22 protein-coding genes are annotated in these 18,495 nt (G+C 64.4%); 17 read left to right on the top strand and 5 right to left on the bottom strand.

All coding sequences use genetic code 11. The annotated features are described in order from the left end of the window. Positions 1-5 precede the first annotated feature (5 nt). The 4 genes from modA (at position 6) to FJ980_RS19135 (ending at position 3,075) form a co-directional block, all read left to right on the top strand. Complete coding sequence (gene modA / locus FJ980_RS19150) at positions 6-800, top strand: molybdate ABC transporter substrate-binding protein (protein ID WP_140545382.1); 795 nt, start codon at positions 6-8, stop codon at positions 798-800. Between the two features lie 22 nt (positions 801-822). Then, positions 823-1,527 (top strand): molybdate ABC transporter permease subunit, encoded by a 705-nt coding sequence (gene modB / locus FJ980_RS19145; protein ID WP_140545381.1) that lies wholly within the window; start codon positions 823-825, stop codon positions 1,525-1,527. Continuing rightward, positions 1,524-2,636: a molybdenum ABC transporter ATP-binding protein gene (modC, locus tag FJ980_RS19140; RefSeq protein WP_140545380.1), complete on the top strand. Its 1,113-nt coding sequence runs from the start codon at positions 1,524-1,526 to the stop codon at positions 2,634-2,636. The genes modB and modC overlap by 4 nt, the downstream gene beginning before the upstream one ends. A gap of 88 nt (positions 2,637-2,724) precedes the next feature. Next, positions 2,725-3,075: a winged helix-turn-helix domain-containing protein gene (locus FJ980_RS19135; RefSeq protein ID WP_140545379.1), complete on the top strand. Its 351-nt coding sequence runs from the start codon at positions 2,725-2,727 to the stop codon at positions 3,073-3,075. Between the two features lie 73 nt (positions 3,076-3,148). On the opposite strand, the gene cobF is transcribed toward FJ980_RS19135, so the two are convergent. After that, on the bottom strand, positions 3,149-3,913 hold the full coding sequence (gene cobF, locus FJ980_RS19130) for a precorrin-6A synthase (deacetylating) (protein WP_140545378.1): 765 nt from the start codon (positions 3,911-3,913) through the stop codon (positions 3,149-3,151). A gap of 141 nt (positions 3,914-4,054) precedes the next feature. Between cobF and FJ980_RS19125 the strand changes: the two genes are divergently transcribed. The 8 genes from FJ980_RS19125 (at position 4,055) to FJ980_RS19090 (ending at position 10,497) form a co-directional block, all read left to right on the top strand. Then, on the top strand, positions 4,055-5,068 hold the full coding sequence (locus FJ980_RS19125) for a DUF4424 domain-containing protein (RefSeq protein ID WP_140545377.1): 1,014 nt from the start codon (positions 4,055-4,057) through the stop codon (positions 5,066-5,068). Continuing rightward, entirely contained in the window at positions 5,068-5,586 is a 519-nt protein-coding gene (locus tag FJ980_RS19120; RefSeq protein WP_140545376.1) for a dihydrofolate reductase, read from the top strand. Before FJ980_RS19125 ends, FJ980_RS19120 begins: the two co-directional genes overlap by 1 nt. 247 nt (positions 5,587-5,833) lie before the next feature. After that, the gene (gene hflK, locus FJ980_RS19115; RefSeq protein WP_140545375.1) at positions 5,834-6,949 is read left to right on the top strand and encodes an FtsH protease activity modulator HflK; all 1,116 of its coding nucleotides are present in this window, start codon (positions 5,834-5,836) and stop codon (positions 6,947-6,949) included. After that, a complete protein-coding gene (locus tag FJ980_RS19110) occupies positions 6,949-7,902 on the top strand; it encodes a protease modulator HflC (protein WP_140545374.1) in 954 nt (317 codons plus the stop codon). Before hflK ends, FJ980_RS19110 begins: the two co-directional genes overlap by 1 nt. 5 nt (positions 7,903-7,907) lie before the next feature. Continuing rightward, positions 7,908-8,093: a DUF2065 domain-containing protein gene (locus FJ980_RS19105; RefSeq protein WP_095764777.1), complete on the top strand. Its 186-nt coding sequence runs from the start codon at positions 7,908-7,910 to the stop codon at positions 8,091-8,093. A 147-nt stretch (positions 8,094-8,240) separates the two neighbouring features. Next, positions 8,241-9,758, top strand: a complete 1,518-nt coding sequence (locus FJ980_RS19100; protein WP_140545373.1) for a DegQ family serine endoprotease — start codon at positions 8,241-8,243, stop codon at positions 9,756-9,758. Positions 9,759-9,826: 68 nt separating this feature from the next. Then, positions 9,827-10,240, top strand: a complete 414-nt coding sequence (locus tag FJ980_RS19095) for a putative toxin-antitoxin system toxin component, PIN family (protein WP_246676464.1) — start codon at positions 9,827-9,829, stop codon at positions 10,238-10,240. After that, a complete protein-coding gene (locus tag FJ980_RS19090) occupies positions 10,237-10,497 on the top strand; it encodes a pilus assembly protein HicB (protein ID WP_140545371.1) in 261 nt (86 codons plus the stop codon). The genes FJ980_RS19095 and FJ980_RS19090 overlap by 4 nt, the downstream gene beginning before the upstream one ends. On the opposite strand, the gene FJ980_RS19085 is transcribed toward FJ980_RS19090, so the two are convergent. Continuing rightward, positions 10,498-11,061, bottom strand: coding sequence for a GNAT family N-acetyltransferase (locus FJ980_RS19085; protein ID WP_140545370.1), 564 nt, complete (start codon positions 11,059-11,061; stop codon positions 10,498-10,500). 8 nt (positions 11,062-11,069) lie between these two features. Further along, entirely contained in the window at positions 11,070-11,957 is an 888-nt protein-coding gene (gene serB / locus FJ980_RS19080) for a phosphoserine phosphatase SerB (protein ID WP_140545369.1), read from the bottom strand. Between serB and miaA the strand changes: the two genes are divergently transcribed. Further along, the gene (gene miaA / locus FJ980_RS19075) at positions 11,947-12,891 is read left to right on the top strand and encodes a tRNA (adenosine(37)-N6)-dimethylallyltransferase MiaA (RefSeq protein ID WP_140545391.1); all 945 of its coding nucleotides are present in this window, start codon (positions 11,947-11,949) and stop codon (positions 12,889-12,891) included. The genes serB and miaA overlap by 11 nt on opposite strands. A gap of 124 nt (positions 12,892-13,015) precedes the next feature. Further along, positions 13,016-13,807 carry a GGDEF domain-containing protein gene (locus tag FJ980_RS19070; protein ID WP_140545368.1) on the top strand — a complete coding sequence of 264 codons (792 nt, stop codon included), beginning with the start codon at positions 13,016-13,018 and terminating at the stop codon, positions 13,805-13,807. Positions 13,808-13,973: 166 nt separating this feature from the next. Here the strand turns inward: FJ980_RS19070 and FJ980_RS19065 are convergent, their stop codons facing one another. Further along, a complete protein-coding gene (locus tag FJ980_RS19065; RefSeq protein WP_140545367.1) occupies positions 13,974-15,806 on the bottom strand; it encodes an ATP-binding protein in 1,833 nt (610 codons plus the stop codon). A gap of 153 nt (positions 15,807-15,959) precedes the next feature. On the opposite strand from FJ980_RS19065, the gene FJ980_RS19060 reads away from it, so the two are divergent. The 3 genes from FJ980_RS19060 to FJ980_RS19050 are packed head-to-tail and all read left to right on the top strand — an operon-like array spanning position 15,960 to position 17,417. Next, on the top strand, positions 15,960-16,526 hold the full coding sequence (locus tag FJ980_RS19060) for an XRE family transcriptional regulator (RefSeq protein ID WP_140545366.1): 567 nt from the start codon (positions 15,960-15,962) through the stop codon (positions 16,524-16,526). Between the two features lie 5 nt (positions 16,527-16,531). Then, a complete protein-coding gene (locus FJ980_RS19055; protein ID WP_140545365.1) occupies positions 16,532-16,840 on the top strand; it encodes a hypothetical protein in 309 nt (102 codons plus the stop codon). A 37-nt stretch (positions 16,841-16,877) separates the two neighbouring features. Continuing rightward, positions 16,878-17,417, top strand: coding sequence for a GNAT family N-acetyltransferase (locus FJ980_RS19050; protein WP_140545364.1), 540 nt, complete (start codon positions 16,878-16,880; stop codon positions 17,415-17,417). On the opposite strand, the gene FJ980_RS19045 is transcribed toward FJ980_RS19050, so the two are convergent. Beyond that, the gene (locus FJ980_RS19045; RefSeq protein ID WP_140545363.1) at positions 17,409-18,269 is read right to left on the bottom strand and encodes a LysR family transcriptional regulator; all 861 of its coding nucleotides are present in this window, start codon (positions 18,267-18,269) and stop codon (positions 17,409-17,411) included. The genes FJ980_RS19050 and FJ980_RS19045 overlap by 9 nt on opposite strands. Between the last annotated feature and the right edge of the window lie 226 nt (positions 18,270-18,495).

Below are 18,495 nucleotides of genomic sequence, written 5' to 3'. Positions count from 1 at the left end.
ACTTCATGACGGGCAAGGGTTTCGGGTTGAAGGCGATCGCCTTTGGCGGTCTGGCGGCGATGTTGATGGCGGCAGTGCCGGCGGCCCATGCCGACGACAAGGTGGTCGTGTTTGCCGCGGCCAGCCTCAAGGACGCGCTCGACGCGGTCAACAAGGCCTGCGAGCCGGAAGTCGGCGAAGCAGCGACCATTTCCTACGCGGCGAGCTCGGCGCTCGCCAAGCAGATCGAAGGCGGCGCGCCGGCCGACATCTTCGTCTCGGCCGACCTCGACTGGATGAAATATCTCTCCGATAAGAAGCTGACCAAGCCTGATACCGAAGTGAAGCTGCTCGGCAACCAGATCGTGCTGGTGGCGCCGAAGGATTCCGCGGTCGAGACCAAGGTCGAGAAGGGCTTCGATCTCGCCAAGCTGATCGGCGACGGCAGGCTTGCCATGGGCGATTTCAAGGCCGTGCCGGCCGGCAAATACGGCAAGGCGGCGCTGGAATCGCTGGGCGTCTGGTCGTCGGTCGAGGGCAAGATCGCGCAGGCCGAGAATGTGCGTGCAGCTCTCAAGCTGGTGTCGACCGGCGAGGCGGCTCTGGGCATCGTCTACGCCACCGACGCGCATGCCGAAAAGGGCGTCAAGGTCGTCGGCACCTTCCCGGAAGATTCGCATCCGCCGATCATCTACCCGATTGCCCAGACCGCCGATTCGAAGGACAAGGATGCGGCGGCCTTCCTGAAATGCGTCGAGTCGGCCAAGGCCGCCGACCTGTTCAAGGAGCAGGGCTTCACGGTCCTCGCACCGAGCAACTGAGAAAGACCGCGCAAACACAATCATGAACTGGCTGCTGGACCTCACTCCCGACGAATGGAATGCGGTCCGGCTGTCGATCAAGGTGGCAACGGTGGCGATGATCGCCAGCTTGCCGCCGGGCGTCCTGATCGCGCTCCTGCTCGCGCGGGGGCGTTTCTGGGGCAAGACGCTGCTCAACGGGCTGGTGCATCTGCCGCTGATCCTGCCGCCGGTGGTGACCGGCTATCTGCTCTTGCTCACCTTCGGCCGGCGCGGCCCGGCCGGCGCCTTCCTTGCCGAGCATCTCGGCATCATCTTCTCGTTCCGCTGGACGGGCGCGGCACTGGCCTGCGGGGTCATGGGCTTTCCGCTGATGGTGCGGGCCATCCGGCTCTCGATCGAGGCTGTCGACCGCAAGATCGAAGCGGCGGCCGGCACGCTTGGCGCCAATCCGCTCTGGGTGTTCGCCACCATCACGCTGCCGCTGATCCTGCCCGGCCTGATCGCGGGAGCGATCCTTTCCTTCGCCAAGGCGATGGGCGAATTCGGCGCCACCATCACTTTCGTCTCCAACATCCCCAACGAAACGCAGACGCTGCCCTCGGCGATCTACACCTTCACGCAGGTGCCGGGTGGCGATCAAGGCGCGCTCAGGCTGACGCTGATCTCGATCGTCATCTCGATGGCCGCGCTCATCGCCTCGGAAGTGCTGGCGCGGCGGGTCGGCCGGCGGATGGACATCGAATGACACTCTCGGCCGACATCAGCCATCGCCTCGGCGATTTCGCCGTGGAAGCCCGTTTCGAGAGCGCCGGCCGGCTGACGGCGCTGTTCGGGCCGTCCGGCTCGGGCAAGTCGACGCTGATCAACCTGATCGCCGGCCTGATCCGTCCGGACAAAGGGCGTATCTCGGTCAACGGCAATGTGCTGGTCGACACCGCCGCGCGCATCTTCGTGCCCATGCACAAGCGGCGCATCGGCATGGTGTTCCAGGATGCGCGGCTGTTCCCGCATATGAGCGTCGCCGGCAATCTGCGCTACGGCCGCTGGTTCACGCCGTCTTCCGAGCGCTATGCCAAAATGGATGCGGTGGTCGACCTGCTCGGTATCAGTCACCTGCTCGACCGGCAGCCGGCGAAACTGTCGGGCGGCGAAAGGCAGCGCGTCGCGATCGGCCGCGCGCTGCTTGCCAGCCCGAAACTGCTTCTGATGGATGAACCGCTCGCCTCGCTCGACGAAGCGCGCAAGGCCGAGATCCTGCCTTACATCGAACGGCTGCGGGACGAGACGAAGATCCCGATCGTCTATGTCAGCCATTCCGTCGCCGAGGTGGCGCGGCTGGCGAGCGACGTGGTGGTGCTTTCGCAGGGCAAGGTGGCGGCCGCGGGGCCGACCGAGGCGATCATGCGGCGGCTCGACCTGTTGCCGGCGGAGGAGCGCGGCGAGGGCGGTGCGGTGCTCGACACCAAGGTGCTGCGTCACGACGAGGTCTTCGGCATGACGGTGCTTGCTTCGCAGGCCGGCGAAATCCGCGTGCCGAAACTGGCGCGGGCGGCGGGCGCTCCGGTGCGCATTCGCATCCGCGCCCGCGACGTGATGGTCGCCACCGAGAAACCCGCCGGCCTCAGCGCGCTCAATATCCTGTCGGGAACGATCGTCGGCATGAAGCCGGGCGAGGGGCCCGAGGTCGAAATCGGCATCGATTGCCATGGCGCGGTTGTGATCGCGCGGATCACCGAGCAATCGCGGCAAGCGCTTGGCCTCAAGCTGGGAAGCCAGGTCTTCGCGGTCATCAAGACGGTGAGCTTCGATCGCGCAAACACCGGCGCCGGCCTGCCGGCCGAAGTCGGCGTTTGAGGTTCTCGATCATGTCGCTATGTATATTTGGAATAGCGCTTCTTTGCCATAGGGACTATTGTCGTGCCGTGGAATCCGAGGAGATGAAATGCCGTCGCTCAGCCTGCGGATAAATCTCGACCCCGATGGCCGGATCGGTCCGGGCAAGATCGAATTGCTGGAGCAGATCGCCGCCTTCGGCTCGATCTCGGCCGCGGCGCGCGGCATGGAGATGTCCTACAAGCATGCCTGGGATCTGGTCGAGGACATGAACCGCGTGTTCGGCAAGCCGCTGGTCGCGGCGCAGACCGGCGGCCGCAAAGGCGGCGGCGCGCAACTGACATCGGCGGGCTTGGCGGTCGTCAGCCGGTTTCGCGCCATAGAGCGCGCCGCTTCATCGGCCGCCGCCGTCCATATGCGGGCCCTGCAGGCGGAGATCGATGCTGGAGTAGGGGAGTAGGGGAGTAGGATGTGATGTCCTGGCCGCCTGCGCATGCGATGTGCGCCCCCTATTGCCTTACTCCCCTACTCCCTTACTCCCCTGATTTTCTCAGCAGATAGATGTCCATGATCCAGCCCTTCTTTCCTCTGGCGTCTTCGCGAACCCTTTCGATTTCGGCACCCACGTCGCCTAAGCGTCCGGAGATGACGATCTCGTCGGGCGTGCCGAGATAGGCGCCCCACTGGATGAGGACGTCCTGGTCGGCAAGCGTGTTGAAGGCGCATTTGCCGTCGAGCATGACGACGGTGGAGCCGGCGTTCGCGGGCAGCCCTTCTTCGGTTAGCCGGCGACCGGTCGTCACCAGGATCGAATCGCCGATGCGGTTGAGCGCAGTCGCGTGGGCGGCGGCCAGCGCCTGGATCGCGGTGATGCCGGGGATGACCTCGAGCTCGAAATCGACATTGCCCCTCAGGCGCACGCGCTCGAGAATACGCAGCGCGCTGTCATAGAGCGACGGATCGCCCCAGATCAGGAACGCGCCGCAGCCATCGTCGGCAAGCTCGTCGCGGATCAGGGTTTCGTAGATTTCCGCTATCGCTTCGTGCCAGTCGTCGACTGTCACACGATAGGACGATGTCGGCTCGGCCCGAACCGGCACATCGAACTCGACCCGGCGCGACTTCGGATTGGTGACGAAGCGGTCGCAGATCTGCCGGCGCAAATCTGCAAGATCGTTCTTCTTCGCCCCCTTGTCGGGAATGAACAGCACGTCGGCGCGGTTCAGGCCGTCGATGGCCTGGACCGTCATGTGGTCGGGGTTGCCGGCGCCGATGCCGATGACGAGAAGCTTGCGCATGGCGATCTCCTGCCCGATCGGCGGCGCGGTGTCCAGAAGTACCCGTATCGGCCGACGAAGGGCTTTGAAACGCCGTCCTGAAACGGCTAGATGGAACTGCGCATTCGGCTGATCCCGGTATCGCCGCACAGAGGAGGGTCCATGTTACGCACCGTACTGACCGCAGCGCTGGCGCTCGTGGCTGCCCCGGCCTTCGCCAATGATTCCGTCGCCGAGCTCGGCACCGGCGGGCTGATCCTGTCGCGCAGCGACGCCGTCGCCATGCAAAGCGAGGACCTTTTCATCTCGCCGGAGAAAGTGACGGTCGACTATGTGTTCCGCAACAACACCGACAAGGATGTCAGCTCCATCGTCGCGTTCCCGATGCCCGACATCGAAGGCGATCCCAACGAGATGCCGGCCATCCCGGAGGCGCAGAGCGACAATTTCCTCGGCTTCGAGGTGACGATCGACGGCGTCGATGCGAAGCCGCAGCTGGAGCAAAAGGCGCTGGCGCTCGGCATCGATATCACCGCCGATCTCAAGGCGCAGAACGTGCCGCTCTATCCATTCGGCGACGCCGCCAAGGCGGCGCTGGCGAAGCTGCCCAAGGATGTCGCCAAGGACTGGGAAGACCGCGGCATCATCATCGAGGATACGGCCGATAGCGGCTCGGGCATGCAAACCGCCTTTGCGCCGTTCTGGCAGCTACGCTCGACCTATTGGTGGCGCTCGACCTTCCCGGCCAACAAGGAGGTCCATGTCTCGCACCGCTACAAGCCCAGCGTCGGTGGCACGTCCTCGGTCAGCTTCTTCTATGATGGGCAGTTCCAGGGCCAGTATGCGGCCTACAAGACCCGCTATTGCATGGATCAGACGTTCGAGAACGCGGTGCGCAAGGCGGCCAAGGCAAATCCGGACGGTTATCCGAAATATTACGAGAGCCGGATCGCCTACATCCTGACGACGGGGGGCAACTGGGCATCCGGCACCATCGGCAATTTCAAGCTCACCATCGACAAGGGCAGCCCCAAAAGCCTCGTCTCCTTCTGCGGCGACAATGTCAAAAAGGTCGGACCGACGACGTTCGAGGTCACCGCGAAGGATTTTTATCCCGAGCACGATATCGACATCCTTCTGCTCGAGCCGTCGGACAATGGCGGGAACGGCGGCTGATGGATATCGCGATCTATGTCGCCATCGCCGAAAACGGCGTGATCGGCCGCGAAGGCGGCCTGCCGTGGCGGCTTTCCACCGATCTCAAGCGCTTCAAGGCCGACACGATGGGCAAGCCGATCATAATGGGCCGCAAGACCTATGAAGGCATCGGCCGGCCGCTGCCCGGCCGGCTCAACATCGTGGTGACGCGCGACAAGACCTGGCGCGCCGAGGGCATCGAGGTGGCCCACTCGCTGGAGGACGCGATCGCTCTGGCCAAGGTGCGCGGCCGCTGCATCGCGGGAGCGGAGGAGATCTGCGTGGTCGGCGGCGGCGAGATCTATGCCCAGGCCTTGCCGCTTGCCGACCGGCTGCACGTGACCCATGTGCTGGCCAGCGTCGATGGCGACGCCCATTTCCCGCCGATCGATCCGAGCGCCTGGCAAGTCGTCAGCGCCGAGGATTTTCCTGCCGGCGAGAAAGACAGCCACGCCACGCGTTACACGGTTTACGAGCGCCGACGCGACGATCGTTGACGACGACAAAGGGTCGCTACCCGTCCAAATCGCACGGGGACGATGGCACATCGCGTTGAAAGCGGGTCAAGGCGTCCCTATAGAAGAACGGTGCTGCAGCGGCGCGCGTCCAACCGGACGCGCAAGAGGCCGCCGTAATACTTTGATTTTGGGGCATGATTCCTTTTCGAAAACCGATATGGGTTTTCGTGGTCATGCGCTAGGATTGCGCCGCAAGGCCCGAGGGAACCGAAGCGAAAGGACATTCATGCCCTGGAACGACAAGAGCGGTGGCGGCGGCCCATGGGGCGGCGGCGGCAATCAGGGGCCCTGGGGGCAGGGACCGAAAGGGCCAAGCGGCCCGCAGGGTTCGCCCCCCGATCTCGAGGACATCATCCGCCGCGGCCAGGACAGGCTGCGGCGTGCGCTTCCGGGCGGCGGTGGCGCCAGCCCGGCGGTGCTCGGGCTGATCGCGCTGGCCCTCATCGTGCTATGGGCCTTCAAGGCGATCTATACCGTGCAGCCCGACGAGGTTGCCGTCGAACTGCGCTTCGGCCAGCCGAAGACCGAGCTTTCGCAGCCGGGCCTGCATTTCCACTGGTGGCCGATCGAAACGGTCGAGACTGCCAAGATCTCCGAGCAGCTCGTCAGCATCGGCGGCGGGTCGAGCAGCGGCTCCGGGCTGATGCTCTCCGGCGACCAGAACATCGTCAACGTGCAGTTCTCGGTGGCCTACCAGGTCTCCGATCCCAGAGCCTATCTGTTCGATGTTTCAGATCCCGACGGCATGCTGACCCAGGTCGCCGAGAGCGCCATGCGCGAAGTCGTCGGCCGGCGGCCGGCGCAGGACATCTTCCGCGACGACCGCCAGGGTATCGCAACCGGGGTGCGCGAGATCATCCAGGGCACGCTCGATGGCTACAAGACCGGTCTCCAGGTCAACGCAGTCTCGATCGAGGACGCGGCACCACCGCGTGAGGTGGCCGACGCGTTCGACGAGGTGCAACGCGCCGAGCAGGACGAGGACAAGTTCGTCGAGCAGGCCAACCAGTATTCCAACCAGAAGCTCGGCCAAGCACGCGGCCAGGCGGCGCAGGTCCGCGAGGACGCCGCCGCCTACAAGAACCGCGTCGTGCAGGAGGCGGAAGGCGAGGCGCAGCGCTTCATCTCCGTCTACAACGAGTATGCCAAGGCGCCCGACGTCACGCGCAAGCGCCTCTACCTCGAAACCATGGAGAAGATCCTGAAGGACTCCAACAAGGTCGTCGTCGAGCAGGGCAACGGTCAGGGCGTTCTGCCTTACCTGCCGCTGCCGGCATTGCAGCCGAAAGCGCAGCCGGCGCCGGCCCCGCTGGGCGGCGTCACGACGGGAGGCAACCAGTGATGGCCAACCGTCTTCCCATCGTCGCCGTCATTGCGGCTGTCCTTCTGTTCCTGCTCTACTCCTCGATCTTCGTGGTCAATGCGGGCCAGCAGGCGATCGTTCTGAGATTTGGCGAGATCATCGACGTCAAGAGCGAGCCTGGCGTCTACTTCAAGGCGCCGTTCGCCTTCTTCGACGCCGACAGCGTGCAGATGGTCGAGAAGCGGGTGATGCGCTTTGACCTCGACAACATCCGCGTCCAGGTCTCGGGCGGCAAGTTCTACGAGGTCGACGCCTTCATCGCCTATCGCATCTCGGATCCGCGCACGTTCCGCGCGGCGGTGTCCGGTCAGGTTGAACTGGCCGAGGCACGGCTGCGGACGCGTCTCGATGCGGCGCTGCGCCGTGTCTACGGCCTGCGCGACTTCGAGGCCGCGCTTTCCGAGGAACGCGGCGTCATGATGCGCGAGGTGCGCGATCAGCTTCGCCCCGACGCGACATCGCTCGGCCTCGACATCGAGGATGTGCGCATCCGCCGGACCGACCTGACGGCGGAGGTCTCGCAGCAGACCTATGACCGCATGAAGGCCGAGCGCCTGGCGGAAGCCGAGCGTCTGAGGGCGCGCGGCAACGAGGCCGCGCAGCGCATCAGGGCGCGGGCCGACCGCGAGGTCGTCGAGATCGTCGCCGAGGCGCAGAAGGAATCGGAAATCCTGCGCGGCGAGGGCGAGGCGCAACGCAGCGCGACCTTCGCGGACGCCTATAAGCGCGATCCGGCCTTCTTCGATTTCTATCGCTCGATGAATGCCTACGGCACGGCGCTGGACAGCACCGGAACGACGATGGTGCTCTCGCCCGAATCCGAGTTCTTCCGCTACTTCCGTGATCCGGACAGCAAGCCTCAGCCCGGGCAGCCGGCCGCGCCTGCGACGCCGCCTGCCGCACCGGCCGCGCAACCCGGCACCGCCCAGTAGCGGCGGTGCAGGACTTTGTCGCGGCGATCGGGCTGGTCCTGGTGATAGAGGGCCTGGTCTATGGCGGGTTTCCGGGCCTAGCCCGGAAACTGGCGAGCGAAATGCAGTCGATGCCCGAGAACGCGCTGCGGTTCGGAGGATTGGCGGCAATCGCGGTTGGCGTCGCCATTGTGTGGCTGGTTCGCGGCTGATGAAATTCATTGGTGCCGCGGCGACGGACGATTTATCCTGAGAAGACGGGCATAGCCGCAAACGTGCCGTATTTCTTGCCAACATGAACCGGACAGGGCGTCTTTGCGGAAAACGCCTGTCCTTTTCAGACACACCGGGAGGCCACGATGATATCCGACACCCTGTTGCGCGCGGCGCGGCGCATGGTCTTCGCCGGCGCCACCGCATTCGCGGTCGGCATTGTTGCCGTCCCGTCCTTCGTCACACCGACGATCGCCTCCGACGGGCCGCCCTCGGTCGCCGATCTCGCCGAGCGCCTGCTTGGCGCGGTGGTCAACATCTCGACCTCGCAGACGGTGAAAGGCACGGAAGGGCCGGGCGCGGTGCCGATGCCGCAGCTGCCCGAGGGCTCGCCGTTCCAGGACTTCTTCGACGATTTCTTCAAGAATCGCGGCGGCGACAAGGGCGGCGCCGGGCAGAAGGTGCAGTCGCTCGGCTCCGGCTTCGTCGTCGATGCCGAGCAGGGTATCGTGGTGACCAACAACCACGTCATCGCCGATGCCGACGATATCGAGGTCAATTTCTCCGACGGCATCACGCTGAAGGCGACGCTCGTCGGCACCGACACCAAGACCGATGTCGCGGTGCTGAAGGTCGACCCCAAGGGTCACAAGCTGACGGCGGTGAAATTCGGCGATTCCACCAAGATGCGCGTCGGCGACTGGGTGATGGCGATCGGCAATCCGTTCGGCCTGGGCGGCACGGTGACGGTCGGCATCGTCTCGGCGCGCAACCGCGACATCAATTCCGGCCCCTATGACGACTTCATTCAGACCGACGCCGCCATCAACCGCGGCAATTCCGGCGGCCCGCTGTTCAATGCCGAGGGCGAGGTCATCGGCATCAACACCGCGATCATCTCGCCGTCGGGTGGCTCGATCGGCATCGGTTTTTCCATCCCCTCGCAGCTTGCTGCCGGCGTCGTCGACCAGCTTCGCCAGTATGGCGAGACGCGGCGCGGCTGGCTTGGCGTGCGCATCCAGCCGGTGACGGCGGACATCGCCGAAAGCCTCGGCATGGCAACCGCCAAGGGCGCGCTGGTGGCCGGCGTCATCAAGGGCGGGCCGGTCGACAACGGTTCGGTGCAGGCCGGCGACGTCATCATCAAGTTCGACGGCAAGGATATCCATGAAATGCGCGACCTGCCGCGTGTCGTCGCCGAAAGCCCGGTCGGCAAGGCGGTCGACGTCGTCATCGTGCGCAAGGGGGTCGAGCAGACCGTCAAGGTGACGCTCGGACGGCTGGAGGACGGCGAGAAGCTGGCCAGCGGCGAGAACGGCAACACCGACCAGGACAAGGGCGACAAGGCGACGCCTCCGGTATCGACGGCCTCGGTGCTCGGCATGACCGTCGGCGAGCTCAACGACCAGACACGGCAGAAGTTCGGCATCGCGGCCGATGTGTCCGGCGTGGTCATCACCGACGTCGCCAAGAATTCGGCGGCGGCCGAGCGCGGCATCCAGCCCGGCGAGGTGATCACCGAGATCGCGCAGGAATCGGTCGGCACGCCGAAGGACGTCATGGACCGGATCGGCGCGCTGAAGGAGCAGGGCCGCAAGAACGCGCTGCTGATGCTGGCGTCGAAGACCGGCGAACTGCGCTTCGTGACGATCCGGATGGATTGAGTCCGGCTTGCTAACAGGTCTGTTGAAACATCCTATGGGATGTATTATTTTGACTTGTGAAGCGAATAGTGCTGGATACGAACATTCTGACTGCGGGCCTGCGAAGCAGAAACGGAGCTTCGTTTGCGGTCTTGCGGTTGATCGCTGAAAGGCATGTTCGGCCGCTGGTGACGACGGCACTGTTTCTTGAGTATGAAGCAGTGCTGTCACGACCGGAGCAAGCGGCCATCCATCGCCTGTCAGCTGTCGAGCTAGATCGCTTGCTGGCTGGCTTTGCAGCCTTGGCGGAGCCTGTCGAGCTGCACTTTCTCTGGCGTCCGCAGTTGGCCGATCCGAAGGATGAAATGGTGCTGGAGGCTGCTGTCAATGGCAGGGCAAATGCGCTGGTCACGTACAACCGCCGAGACTTCTTGATCGCGAAAGCTAGCTTCGGCATTCCGGTCATCGGTCCGGCCGAGTTGCTGGAAGGAACTCGAACATGAGCAAGGCAACATATCCTTTGAAGCTGCCCCTCTCGGTCAAGGAAGCGGCGGCGCGCCTGGCAAAAGCGGACGGTGTTTCGCTTAATCAGTGGATCGCCTCGGCCGTGGCACAAAAGGTCGGTGCCATGGAGACTGCGGCCGATTTCCTACGCCAACGGGCGGGCAATGCATCGGGCGCGGATTTTGCCAGGATTCTCGATCAGGTCCCGGATGGTCCGCCACAGTCCGGAGACGAACGTCTTTCTGAGAGGCATTGATCAGATACGTCGCGACTGCCAGTCCCGGCGCGACAACCTGTAGAGGACATGCCGTTTGAGATGCGGATGGGTGTCGGGGACGCTCGGATGGTCGAAATCGCCGCCTGGATCGGCTTGCATGCCGAGTCGCTTCATGACGGCGATGGAGCGATGGTTTTCGGCGACGGCGAAGGAGACGATCTCCTCCAGCCTCAGCGTTTCGAAGCCGAAGGCGAGCCAGGCTTCCGCTGCCTCGGTGACATAACCCTTGCCCCAGAATTCCGGCGCCAGCCGCCAGCCGATCTCGATCGTGCCGTCCGGTAGCGATGGCACATCATCCGTATCCAGGAGACCGACGAAGCCGATGCATTCGCCGGTGGCCGCGATCTCGGCCGCGGCGAAGCCGTAGCCATCCTCATCGATCCAGGCGCGGAATTTGTCCATCTTGGCATCCGCGGTCGCACGGTCGCGGCGGAACGGGAAGAACTCCATCACGTGCTCGTCGGAGTTGACGCGGTGGAAAAGCTCGCGGTCGCGCTCCTCCCAGTTGCGCAGGATCAGGCGGTCGGTGCGGATCGGCGTCATCGGAGACCTCACAAGGCGAACTCATCCCGGCGGTAGCCCTGGAGATATAGCAGCGCGGTCAGGTCGCCATGATCGATGCGGATGCGGGCCTGCTCGGCCACCGTCGGCTTGGCGTGAAGCGCGATGCCGGTGCCGGCAAGACGGATCATATCGAGATCGTTGGCGCCGTCGCCGACCGCGACGGCATCCTCCGTCGTCAGCCCGAGCCGTGCCGCGATGTCGAGCAATGCTTCGGCCTTGGCGGCGCGGCCGAGGATCGGCTCGGCCACCATGCCGGTGAATGTGCCGTCCTTCTCGATCAGCCGGTTGGCGCGGTTTTCCTGGAATCCGAGCATATCGGCGATGCGGCTGGTGAAGACGTCGAAGCCGCCGGAGACCAGCGCCGTCCAGGCGCCATGGGCGCGCATCGTTTGCACCAAGGCGCGACCGCCGGAGGCGAGCGTCAGCCGGTTGGCGATGATGCGGTCGACCACGGCTGTGTCGAGGCCTTTCAGCAAGGCGACGCGCTCGCGCAGGGCGGGCTCGAAGGCGATCTCGCCATTCATCGAGCGCGCGGTGATCGCCGCCACATGGTCCTTGACGCCGATCTCGTCGGCTAGCTCGTCGATGCATTCCTGGTCGATCATGGTCGAATCCATATCGGCGAGCAGGATCTTCTTGCGCCTGCCTTCGCCTGGTTGGACGATGACGTCGACCGGCTCGGAAGCCAATGCTGCGCGCAGATTGGCGGTCATTTCGCCGATATCCGGCGTCTGCGGCAAAACGAGATCGCAGGCGACGTCCTCGGCCAGCCAATGAACGGCGCTTGCGCCGGCGGCCCGCAAGGCCATATTCGCAAGCGAAGCCGGCACGGCGCGGGCTTCTGGACGGGATACTAAAGTGGCGATCAGCGGCATTGAGAATTCCGGCAGGCAGGCGGGCGAAGGCCGCATCAAGAACGCGATCCTGATAGCCGGGCCGACCGCCAGCGGCAAGTCGGCGCTGGCGCTGGATCTCGCCGAACGCAATGGCGGCGTCATCGTCAACACCGATTCCATGCAGGGCTATTCGGTGCTCGATGTCCTGACGGCGCGGCCGAGCGCCGCCGAAATGGCACGCGTTCCGCATTTCCTTTACGGCCATGTCCATCCCGCCACCGCCTATTCCACCGGCGCCTGGCTGCGCGACGTGACAAAGCTGATCGACGACGGCGTGCTGTCGGGCCGTCCGGCCGTTTTTGTCGGCGGCACCGGGCTCTACTTCCGCGCGCTGGCCGAAGGCATCTCGGATATGCCGGACATTCCGCCGTCCGTCCGCGAGCGCTGGCGCTACGAGCTCAAGGAGCAAGGGGCCGAAAGGCTGCATCGCCTGCTGATGCACGAGGATTCGGCTATGGCCATGCAACTCAGGCCGACCGATGGCCAGCGTATCGTGCGGGCGCTCGAAGTGCTCGACGCTTCCGGGCGCTCGATCCTCGAATGGCAGGCGGTGCGCGGTCGGCCACTGATCGATCGCGACAGCGCGCGCTTCTTGGTCATCGAGCCGGACCGCGAGCAACTGGTCCGGCGCATCGAGGCGCGTTTCGACAAGATGCTCGACAAGGGCGCTCTCGACGAAGTGCGTCGACTCACCGCGCTCGGCCTCGACCCGGACCTGCCGGCGATGAAAGCGATCGGCGTGCGGGAGCTGCAGGCTGCGATGGCCGGCCAGTCAAGTTTTCCCGAAGCCATCGAACGCGCCAAGATCGCGACCCGGCAATATGCCAAGCGTCAGTCGACCTGGTTCAGGCATCAGCTGAGCGCGGAGTGGCGCAGGCTGCGGCCGGGCGACGAACCGGCTGTTCAGGACTGACTAAAAGCTTTTTCAATCAGCGCCTTAAAATCCCCGGCTCTAATTCTCGCCAAGGTTGCTCGGGTTAACTGTCCGTAAGGTCGGCCATGCCATAACCTCGGGGCTACAGTGCCGCGGGGAGTAGATGCGTTTCCATAAGGCGGAATCCGCATTTTTCGTCTTTATTTTCGTGATCCTGGCTGCGGGCCTGGTGACCTACAACGCCTATGGCCAATTGCAGGACATCGCTGCCGACCTCGACACCGCATCGCGCGTCGACAGAATTGTCTATCTCAACAAACTGCTGTTCGTCACCGGGGCGCTGCTGGCAACCGCGCTGTTCTTCGGCACCTTCTTCATCTACCCGCTGATCCGCGGCCAGGTGCGGGAAGAGGGCAAGCTCAGGGCCATGACGGTTTCGCTCAGCGCCCGCTCGCAGACGCTCGAGCAGGCGGCGCTCACCGACAGTCTCACCGGAATGCAGAACCGCCGCTATTTCGACGATGCGCTGCGCGAATATCTGCACGAGTTTCGCCGCATCGACAGGCCGGTCGGGCTGATGATCCTCGATCTCGACCATTTCAAGCAGGTCAACGATACGCATGGCCATGACGTCGGCGACGAGGTGCTGAGGGCCGTCGCTACCTGCCTGCGGGGCATGACGCGCTATCACGACGTGGTGGCGCGGCTGGGCGGCGAGGAGTTTGCCGTCGTCACCCCCAACATGGATGTCGAATTGCTGGCCAGGTTCGCCGAGCGCATCCGCAAGGCGGTCGCCAACATGTCGATCATGTCGGGCAACGTGCGGCTGAAGGTCACCACCAGCGTCGGCCTTGCCGTCTGGGACCACAAGGAGAGCGCGGAGGATTTCTACCGCCGCGCCGACCGCCAGCTCTATGAGGCGAAGAAGCAAGGCCGCAACCGCGTCTGCGCCTAAAATCCCACCACTAAATTCGTGAGGCTGGCCGTCTGAAGCTTCCTTCTGCGCTTCCGGTGCTCACGGACTTTATGTCCGCTCCGCTCCGGTTCTCGAAGGCAACTTCAGCCGACTCAGCCTGACGAATTTCCTGGCGGGATTTACCCCTGCTTTCATGATTGCAGGCTCAATCGTTGAGCTGGCGCATGCCGAAGGTCGAGGGCTTCAGGCCGTAGCGCGTGTCGAAGTCGTCGTCCGGCTGCACGCGCGCGGCGGTGGCCGGCTTCTTGTAGTCCGGGTCGCCGGCCTGGCGGGAGGAATCCACAGCCTCGGCGAAGGCCATGGCCTGCTGCGGCTTCGGCACGTTGCGCAGCCGCTCGACGATCATGGCGAGATCGACGTCGTTGCCGTCCGCGGAGGGATCGATCTTCTCGCCCTTCGCGGTGCCCGGGATGAACTCCTGCGGCAGCTTCTCGAACTTCAGCCGCATCGTGGTCGCCACGCCTTCGCCGAAGGCGATGGCTTCGCGCTGCCCCATCGAGGAGAGGAACGCCAGGGTCGAGGCCGAGGAATCGGCGATCGCCGAGCGGATGATGGCCTGGTCCTGCTCGTTGGCAAGCCGCATGGCGAAGAAGGTCGAGCACTGCGACAGGATGGTCGGGTCGAGCTCGCCCGGACGCTGGGTGACGACGCCGAGATAGCAGCCGTATTTGCGGCCTTCCTTGGCGATGCGCGACAGCGCGTGCCTTGTCGGCGCGAAGCCGAGACGCGGATCGGCCGGCATGTAGCGATGGGCTTCCTCGCAAAGCAGCAGCAGCTTCAGCCGGCCCTCGCTCCACAGCGCCAGGTCGAAGGCCAGGCGTGCCAGCACCGAGCAGACCGAGTTGACGACTTCCGAAGGCATGCCCGCCATCTCGAAGCAGGTAACCGGGCGTCCATGGTTGGGGACGCGGAAGATGTTGCCGATCGTTTCGTGGATGGTGTCCTCGATCAGCCGCGAATTGAACATGAAGCGGTAGCGCGGATCGGCCGCCGCCGATTCGATGCGCGTCTTCAGCGATTTCAAGGTCGGGCGGTCGTTCTTGCTTTCGAGCATGCCCATGCGCTCGTCGATCTGCTTGATGAGATCGGCAATGCGATAAGGCACCGGCGTGTCCGCCGTCAGCGCGTCGCTGCCGCGCCTGACATAGGTGCCGGAATTCGGGTTGCGGTAAAGGTTCTTGGCGGCGGGGATCAGGTCGCGCAGGACATCCACTTCCTCGGGCACCGTCTCGCGGCCGCGAAACAGCACTTCGGCGAACTCCTCCAGCCTGAACATCCAGAACGGCAGGTCGAGCGTCTTGGAATCGACCTTCACGCAATATTCCGGCAGCGAGGCGGCGAACTCGTTATGCGGGTCGAGGATGAGCACGCGCAGATCCGGACGCGCTTCGATCGTCTTGCGCAACAGCAGCGAGACAGCTGTCGACTTGCCGACACCGGTGGTGCCGACGATGGCGAAATGACGCGCCAGCGTGTCGTCAATGGCGATATTGGCATCGATCGACTCATCCTGCGACAGCGTACCGATGGTCACCGAATGGCGCCCGGCCAGATCGTAGACCGCCTGCAGGTCGCGGGTTCGGATGCGGTGAGCAATGGCGCCGATATGCGGATAGGTGGTGATGCCACGATCGAACACCGGCTTGGCGCCGGGCTCGACGCCGTCGCGCACCTCGCCGACCAGTTCGACGCTGACCTCGATCGGATTCTGCCCTTCGTGGTTCCAGGCGCGATCCGATTTGCCGATGGCATAGACAAGGCCGACCGTTCGTGTCGAACCGAGATTGATGGAGATCATCTTACCGACGGTCCAAAGGCCGCTGATCGCGCCTTCGGTGTCTTCGGCATGGGCACTGATGGTGGCGCGCGCGCCGTCGCATTGCACGACATTGCCGAGAATCCGCTTGTCGTTCTGTTGGATGTTGCGGCGCTCCTGCGAAGTCGGTTCGCCAACGGAGGCTTCGCGTTCGACAAACATGGCTGACCTGATCCCATTCCCCTGGAGCCTCGACCCTACCCAATCGGGGTTAAAGTCAGGTGAGGTCGGATGGTGTAGGCAGCGTTAAGCCCGGCGCGACAATTCGATCGACTGGCCTCTTTCCAGGCTGAAAAAATCCGATATATTGGACGAATGAATGATATATCGAATAGTATTACCGCCACGATCGGCAGGCGGATACGCTCCGAAAGAACGGTGAGGGGCTGGTCGCTTGCCGAATTGGCCGAGCGCTCGGACGTTTCGAAGGCGATGCTGAGCGCCATCGAACGCGGCACGAACAGTCCGACCGCGGCGCTTCTGGTGCGCATCGCGGCGGCCTTCGGCATGACGTTGTCGACGCTGATCGCACGGGCCGAGATGCAAGGCGGCGGTATTTCGCGCCGGGACGAGCAGCCGATCTGGCAGGATCCGGCAACCGGGTACATCAGGCGGCATCTATCGCCGGCATCGCAGATGCCGCTGGAACTGGTCAGGGTCAGCCTTCCGGCAGGTGCCAAGGTCAGTCTGCCGGCGGCATCCTACGCCTTCATCAAGCAGCAGATATGGCTGATCGACGGAAGGCTCGATTTCACCGAGGGCGATGTGGTGCACCGGCTCGAGCCTGGCGACTGCCTGGCGCTGGGCGCGCCCTCGGATTGCGTCTTTCATGCTCCCGGACCGGATGCGGCGGAGTATCTCGTGGCGCTGGTCAGGGACTGACTCCGATGTCTCGCCGCCCAAAACGCTCGCACAATGGCGGGCCGCCGCTCGACGACTATGACGGCCCGCCCTGGGGCAAGGGCGATGCCTACATTTTCCTCGCCTGGCGCGCCGCCCGCGACAAGGCTTGGAAGGCGCCAAGCCACGCCGTCATGCTGATGCGGCTGGAGAGAGCCGAACGGCTCGGTCTGACCTATGAGGAATATACGCTCGAGATTTTGGAGCGTGGCCGCCATCTCAGCGAGGACGACGCCGACCGTATCGCCGAAATCCGGCGGGCGCGACGACGCAAACGCATCGGCCATTTCGAATGACCTGTCCCCGATGTTTCGTCGCCTGGAGAGCACCAGCATGAATTCCCTTGAAATCCGGGCGTTGCGCGACGATGCGGCGACCATCGCGATGCTCACCGATCTGCTGATCGAGACGGTCGCCGCCGGCGGATCGGTGAGCTTCATGCATCCATTGTCGGCGGAGGCGGCGCGGGATTTCTGGCGCAAGTCGCTTGCCGCGGCGGCGCGCGGCGAAAGGGCGTTGCTGGGCGCATGGCATGGCGAGGCGCTTGCCGGCACTGTCATGCTGTTGCTCGACTTCCCGCCCAACCAACCGCACCGCGCCGAGATCGCCAAGCTGATGACCGGCCGGAACCATCGCGGCAAAGGCATCGCGACCGCCCTGATGCGGGCAGCGGAGAACCTGGCCGTCGACAAAGGCCGAACGCTGCTGGTGCTGGACACGGCCAGCGAAGAGGGCGCGGCCGGGCTTTATGAGAAACTTGGTTTCACCTTGGCCGGTGAGATCCCCGATTTCGCGCTTAAGCCACATGGCGGGCTCACCGGCACCCTTATCTACTGGAAACGGATCGGGGCAGCGGCCGACAGGCTATCCTGAAATCCTGGCGATGCGCGACAGAAGCCAGCGGCGAAAATCCTGCTCGGCGCCGGAGAGTCGCGACGATGACGGTCTCGTCAGGAAATGGCCCGACGGGCTCGAAAGCTCGAAATCCGAAAGCCTGATGAGAACCTTGTCCTTGAGGGCCGCGTCGATCAGTGGCCGCGAGCCGAGCAGCGCCCCGGCGCCGACCTTCGCGGCTTCCATAGCGGCGACGAAACTGTCGAAGCGGTGCGCGCGCCGGGGATGGCCGGAAACGCCCGCGGCGGCGAACCATTCCGCCCACATCTCGCGCGCGCCCGCCACCAGGAGAAGCGGCAATGACGTCCACTCGCCACCTCGGGCGAGCGGCGGAGCCGCGACCGGGGCAAGCCGCTCGACGGTCAGCCGGTCGGCCTCGCGCCCGGGAAAGGATCCGTTGCCGAAGCGTATGTCGAGCGCCGAGCCCGGCTGGTCGTAGTCGGTCGGACGATGGATGGTCACCAGATCGAGCCGGATCTGCGGCAGCACCTTTGCCAGGTCCGGAAGAGCCGGGACCAGCACCAGCATCGCAAAGGAGATGGGGACGCGGATCCTGACGATCTGCACGGCACGCGGCTCGAACAACTCGTTGGTGCTGTTGCCGATGGTCGCGAATGCCGACTGGATGTGCGGGAGATAGGCTGCGCCTTCCGGCGACAATGCCACGCCGCGCGCCAGGCGCGCAAACAATCGCGTCTTGAGCCGCTCCTCCAGAAAACGGATGTGCTGGCTGACGGCGGCTTGCGTAAGCCCGAGCTCGGCGGCCGCGGCGGTGAAGTTCGACAGGCGGGCGGCAGCCTCGAAACTGCGCAGCCAGTCGAGCGGAGGCATCGTGTCGAAAGTTCTTCCAGCCATCAGAAATATAGGGCTATTGCCCGAAAAACGATAATTTGAATTATGCCTTGGATGAGGCCAGCATGCAATCCGTGCCCCCTAGTGGCACTGCACAGGGATTTTGACCGGTCGACTCTGTTTGCGTTGGTGGCACGCGTTGGAGATTGGCCGAAACGCCCATCGCGATCGTCATTCCAGGGCGGAGCAGGAGCGAAGCTCCGTC

Source organism: Mesorhizobium sp. B1-1-5, from assembly GCF_006443065.1.
Taxonomy (GTDB): domain Bacteria; phylum Pseudomonadota; class Alphaproteobacteria; order Rhizobiales; family Rhizobiaceae; genus Mesorhizobium.
Note: the sequence above shows the minus strand (reverse complement) of the source record. Positions and strands in the feature narration are given on the sequence as shown.

Bases quoted from the DNA above. Each gene is read 5' to 3' on its own strand.
- serB (WP_140545369.1), bottom strand. From the start codon at position 11,957: ATGCCGCTGATCGCCACTTTAGTATCCCGTCCAGAAGCCCGCGCCGTG.
- modB (WP_140545381.1), top strand. From the start codon at position 823: ATGAACTGGCTGCTGGACCTCACTCCCGACGAATGGAATGCGGTCCGG.
- FJ980_RS19135 (WP_140545379.1), top strand. From the start codon at position 2,725: ATGCCGTCGCTCAGCCTGCGGATAAATCTCGACCCCGATGGCCGGATC.
- FJ980_RS19085 (WP_140545370.1), bottom strand. From the start codon at position 11,061: ATGACGCCGATCCGCACCGACCGCCTGATCCTGCGCAACTGGGAGGAG.
- FJ980_RS19090 (WP_140545371.1), top strand. From the start codon at position 10,237: ATGAGCAAGGCAACATATCCTTTGAAGCTGCCCCTCTCGGTCAAGGAA.
- FJ980_RS19055 (WP_140545365.1), top strand. From the start codon at position 16,532: ATGTCTCGCCGCCCAAAACGCTCGCACAATGGCGGGCCGCCGCTCGAC.
- hflK (WP_140545375.1), top strand. From the start codon at position 5,834: ATGCCCTGGAACGACAAGAGCGGTGGCGGCGGCCCATGGGGCGGCGGC.
- FJ980_RS19100 (WP_140545373.1), top strand. From the start codon at position 8,241: ATGATATCCGACACCCTGTTGCGCGCGGCGCGGCGCATGGTCTTCGCC.
- FJ980_RS19070 (WP_140545368.1), top strand. From the start codon at position 13,016: ATGCGTTTCCATAAGGCGGAATCCGCATTTTTCGTCTTTATTTTCGTG.
- modC (WP_140545380.1), top strand. From the start codon at position 1,524: ATGACACTCTCGGCCGACATCAGCCATCGCCTCGGCGATTTCGCCGTG.
- FJ980_RS19110 (WP_140545374.1), top strand. From the start codon at position 6,949: ATGGCCAACCGTCTTCCCATCGTCGCCGTCATTGCGGCTGTCCTTCTG.
- modA (WP_140545382.1), top strand. From the start codon at position 6: ATGACGGGCAAGGGTTTCGGGTTGAAGGCGATCGCCTTTGGCGGTCTG.
- cobF (WP_140545378.1), bottom strand. From the start codon at position 3,913: ATGCGCAAGCTTCTCGTCATCGGCATCGGCGCCGGCAACCCCGACCAC.
- FJ980_RS19065 (WP_140545367.1), bottom strand. From the start codon at position 15,806: ATGTTTGTCGAACGCGAAGCCTCCGTTGGCGAACCGACTTCGCAGGAG.
- FJ980_RS19120 (WP_140545376.1), top strand. From the start codon at position 5,068: ATGGATATCGCGATCTATGTCGCCATCGCCGAAAACGGCGTGATCGGC.
- FJ980_RS19045 (WP_140545363.1), bottom strand. From the start codon at position 18,269: ATGCCTCCGCTCGACTGGCTGCGCAGTTTCGAGGCTGCCGCCCGCCTG.
- FJ980_RS19050 (WP_140545364.1), top strand. From the start codon at position 16,878: ATGAATTCCCTTGAAATCCGGGCGTTGCGCGACGATGCGGCGACCATC.
- FJ980_RS19125 (WP_140545377.1), top strand. From the start codon at position 4,055: ATGTTACGCACCGTACTGACCGCAGCGCTGGCGCTCGTGGCTGCCCCG.
- FJ980_RS19060 (WP_140545366.1), top strand. From the start codon at position 15,960: ATGAATGATATATCGAATAGTATTACCGCCACGATCGGCAGGCGGATA.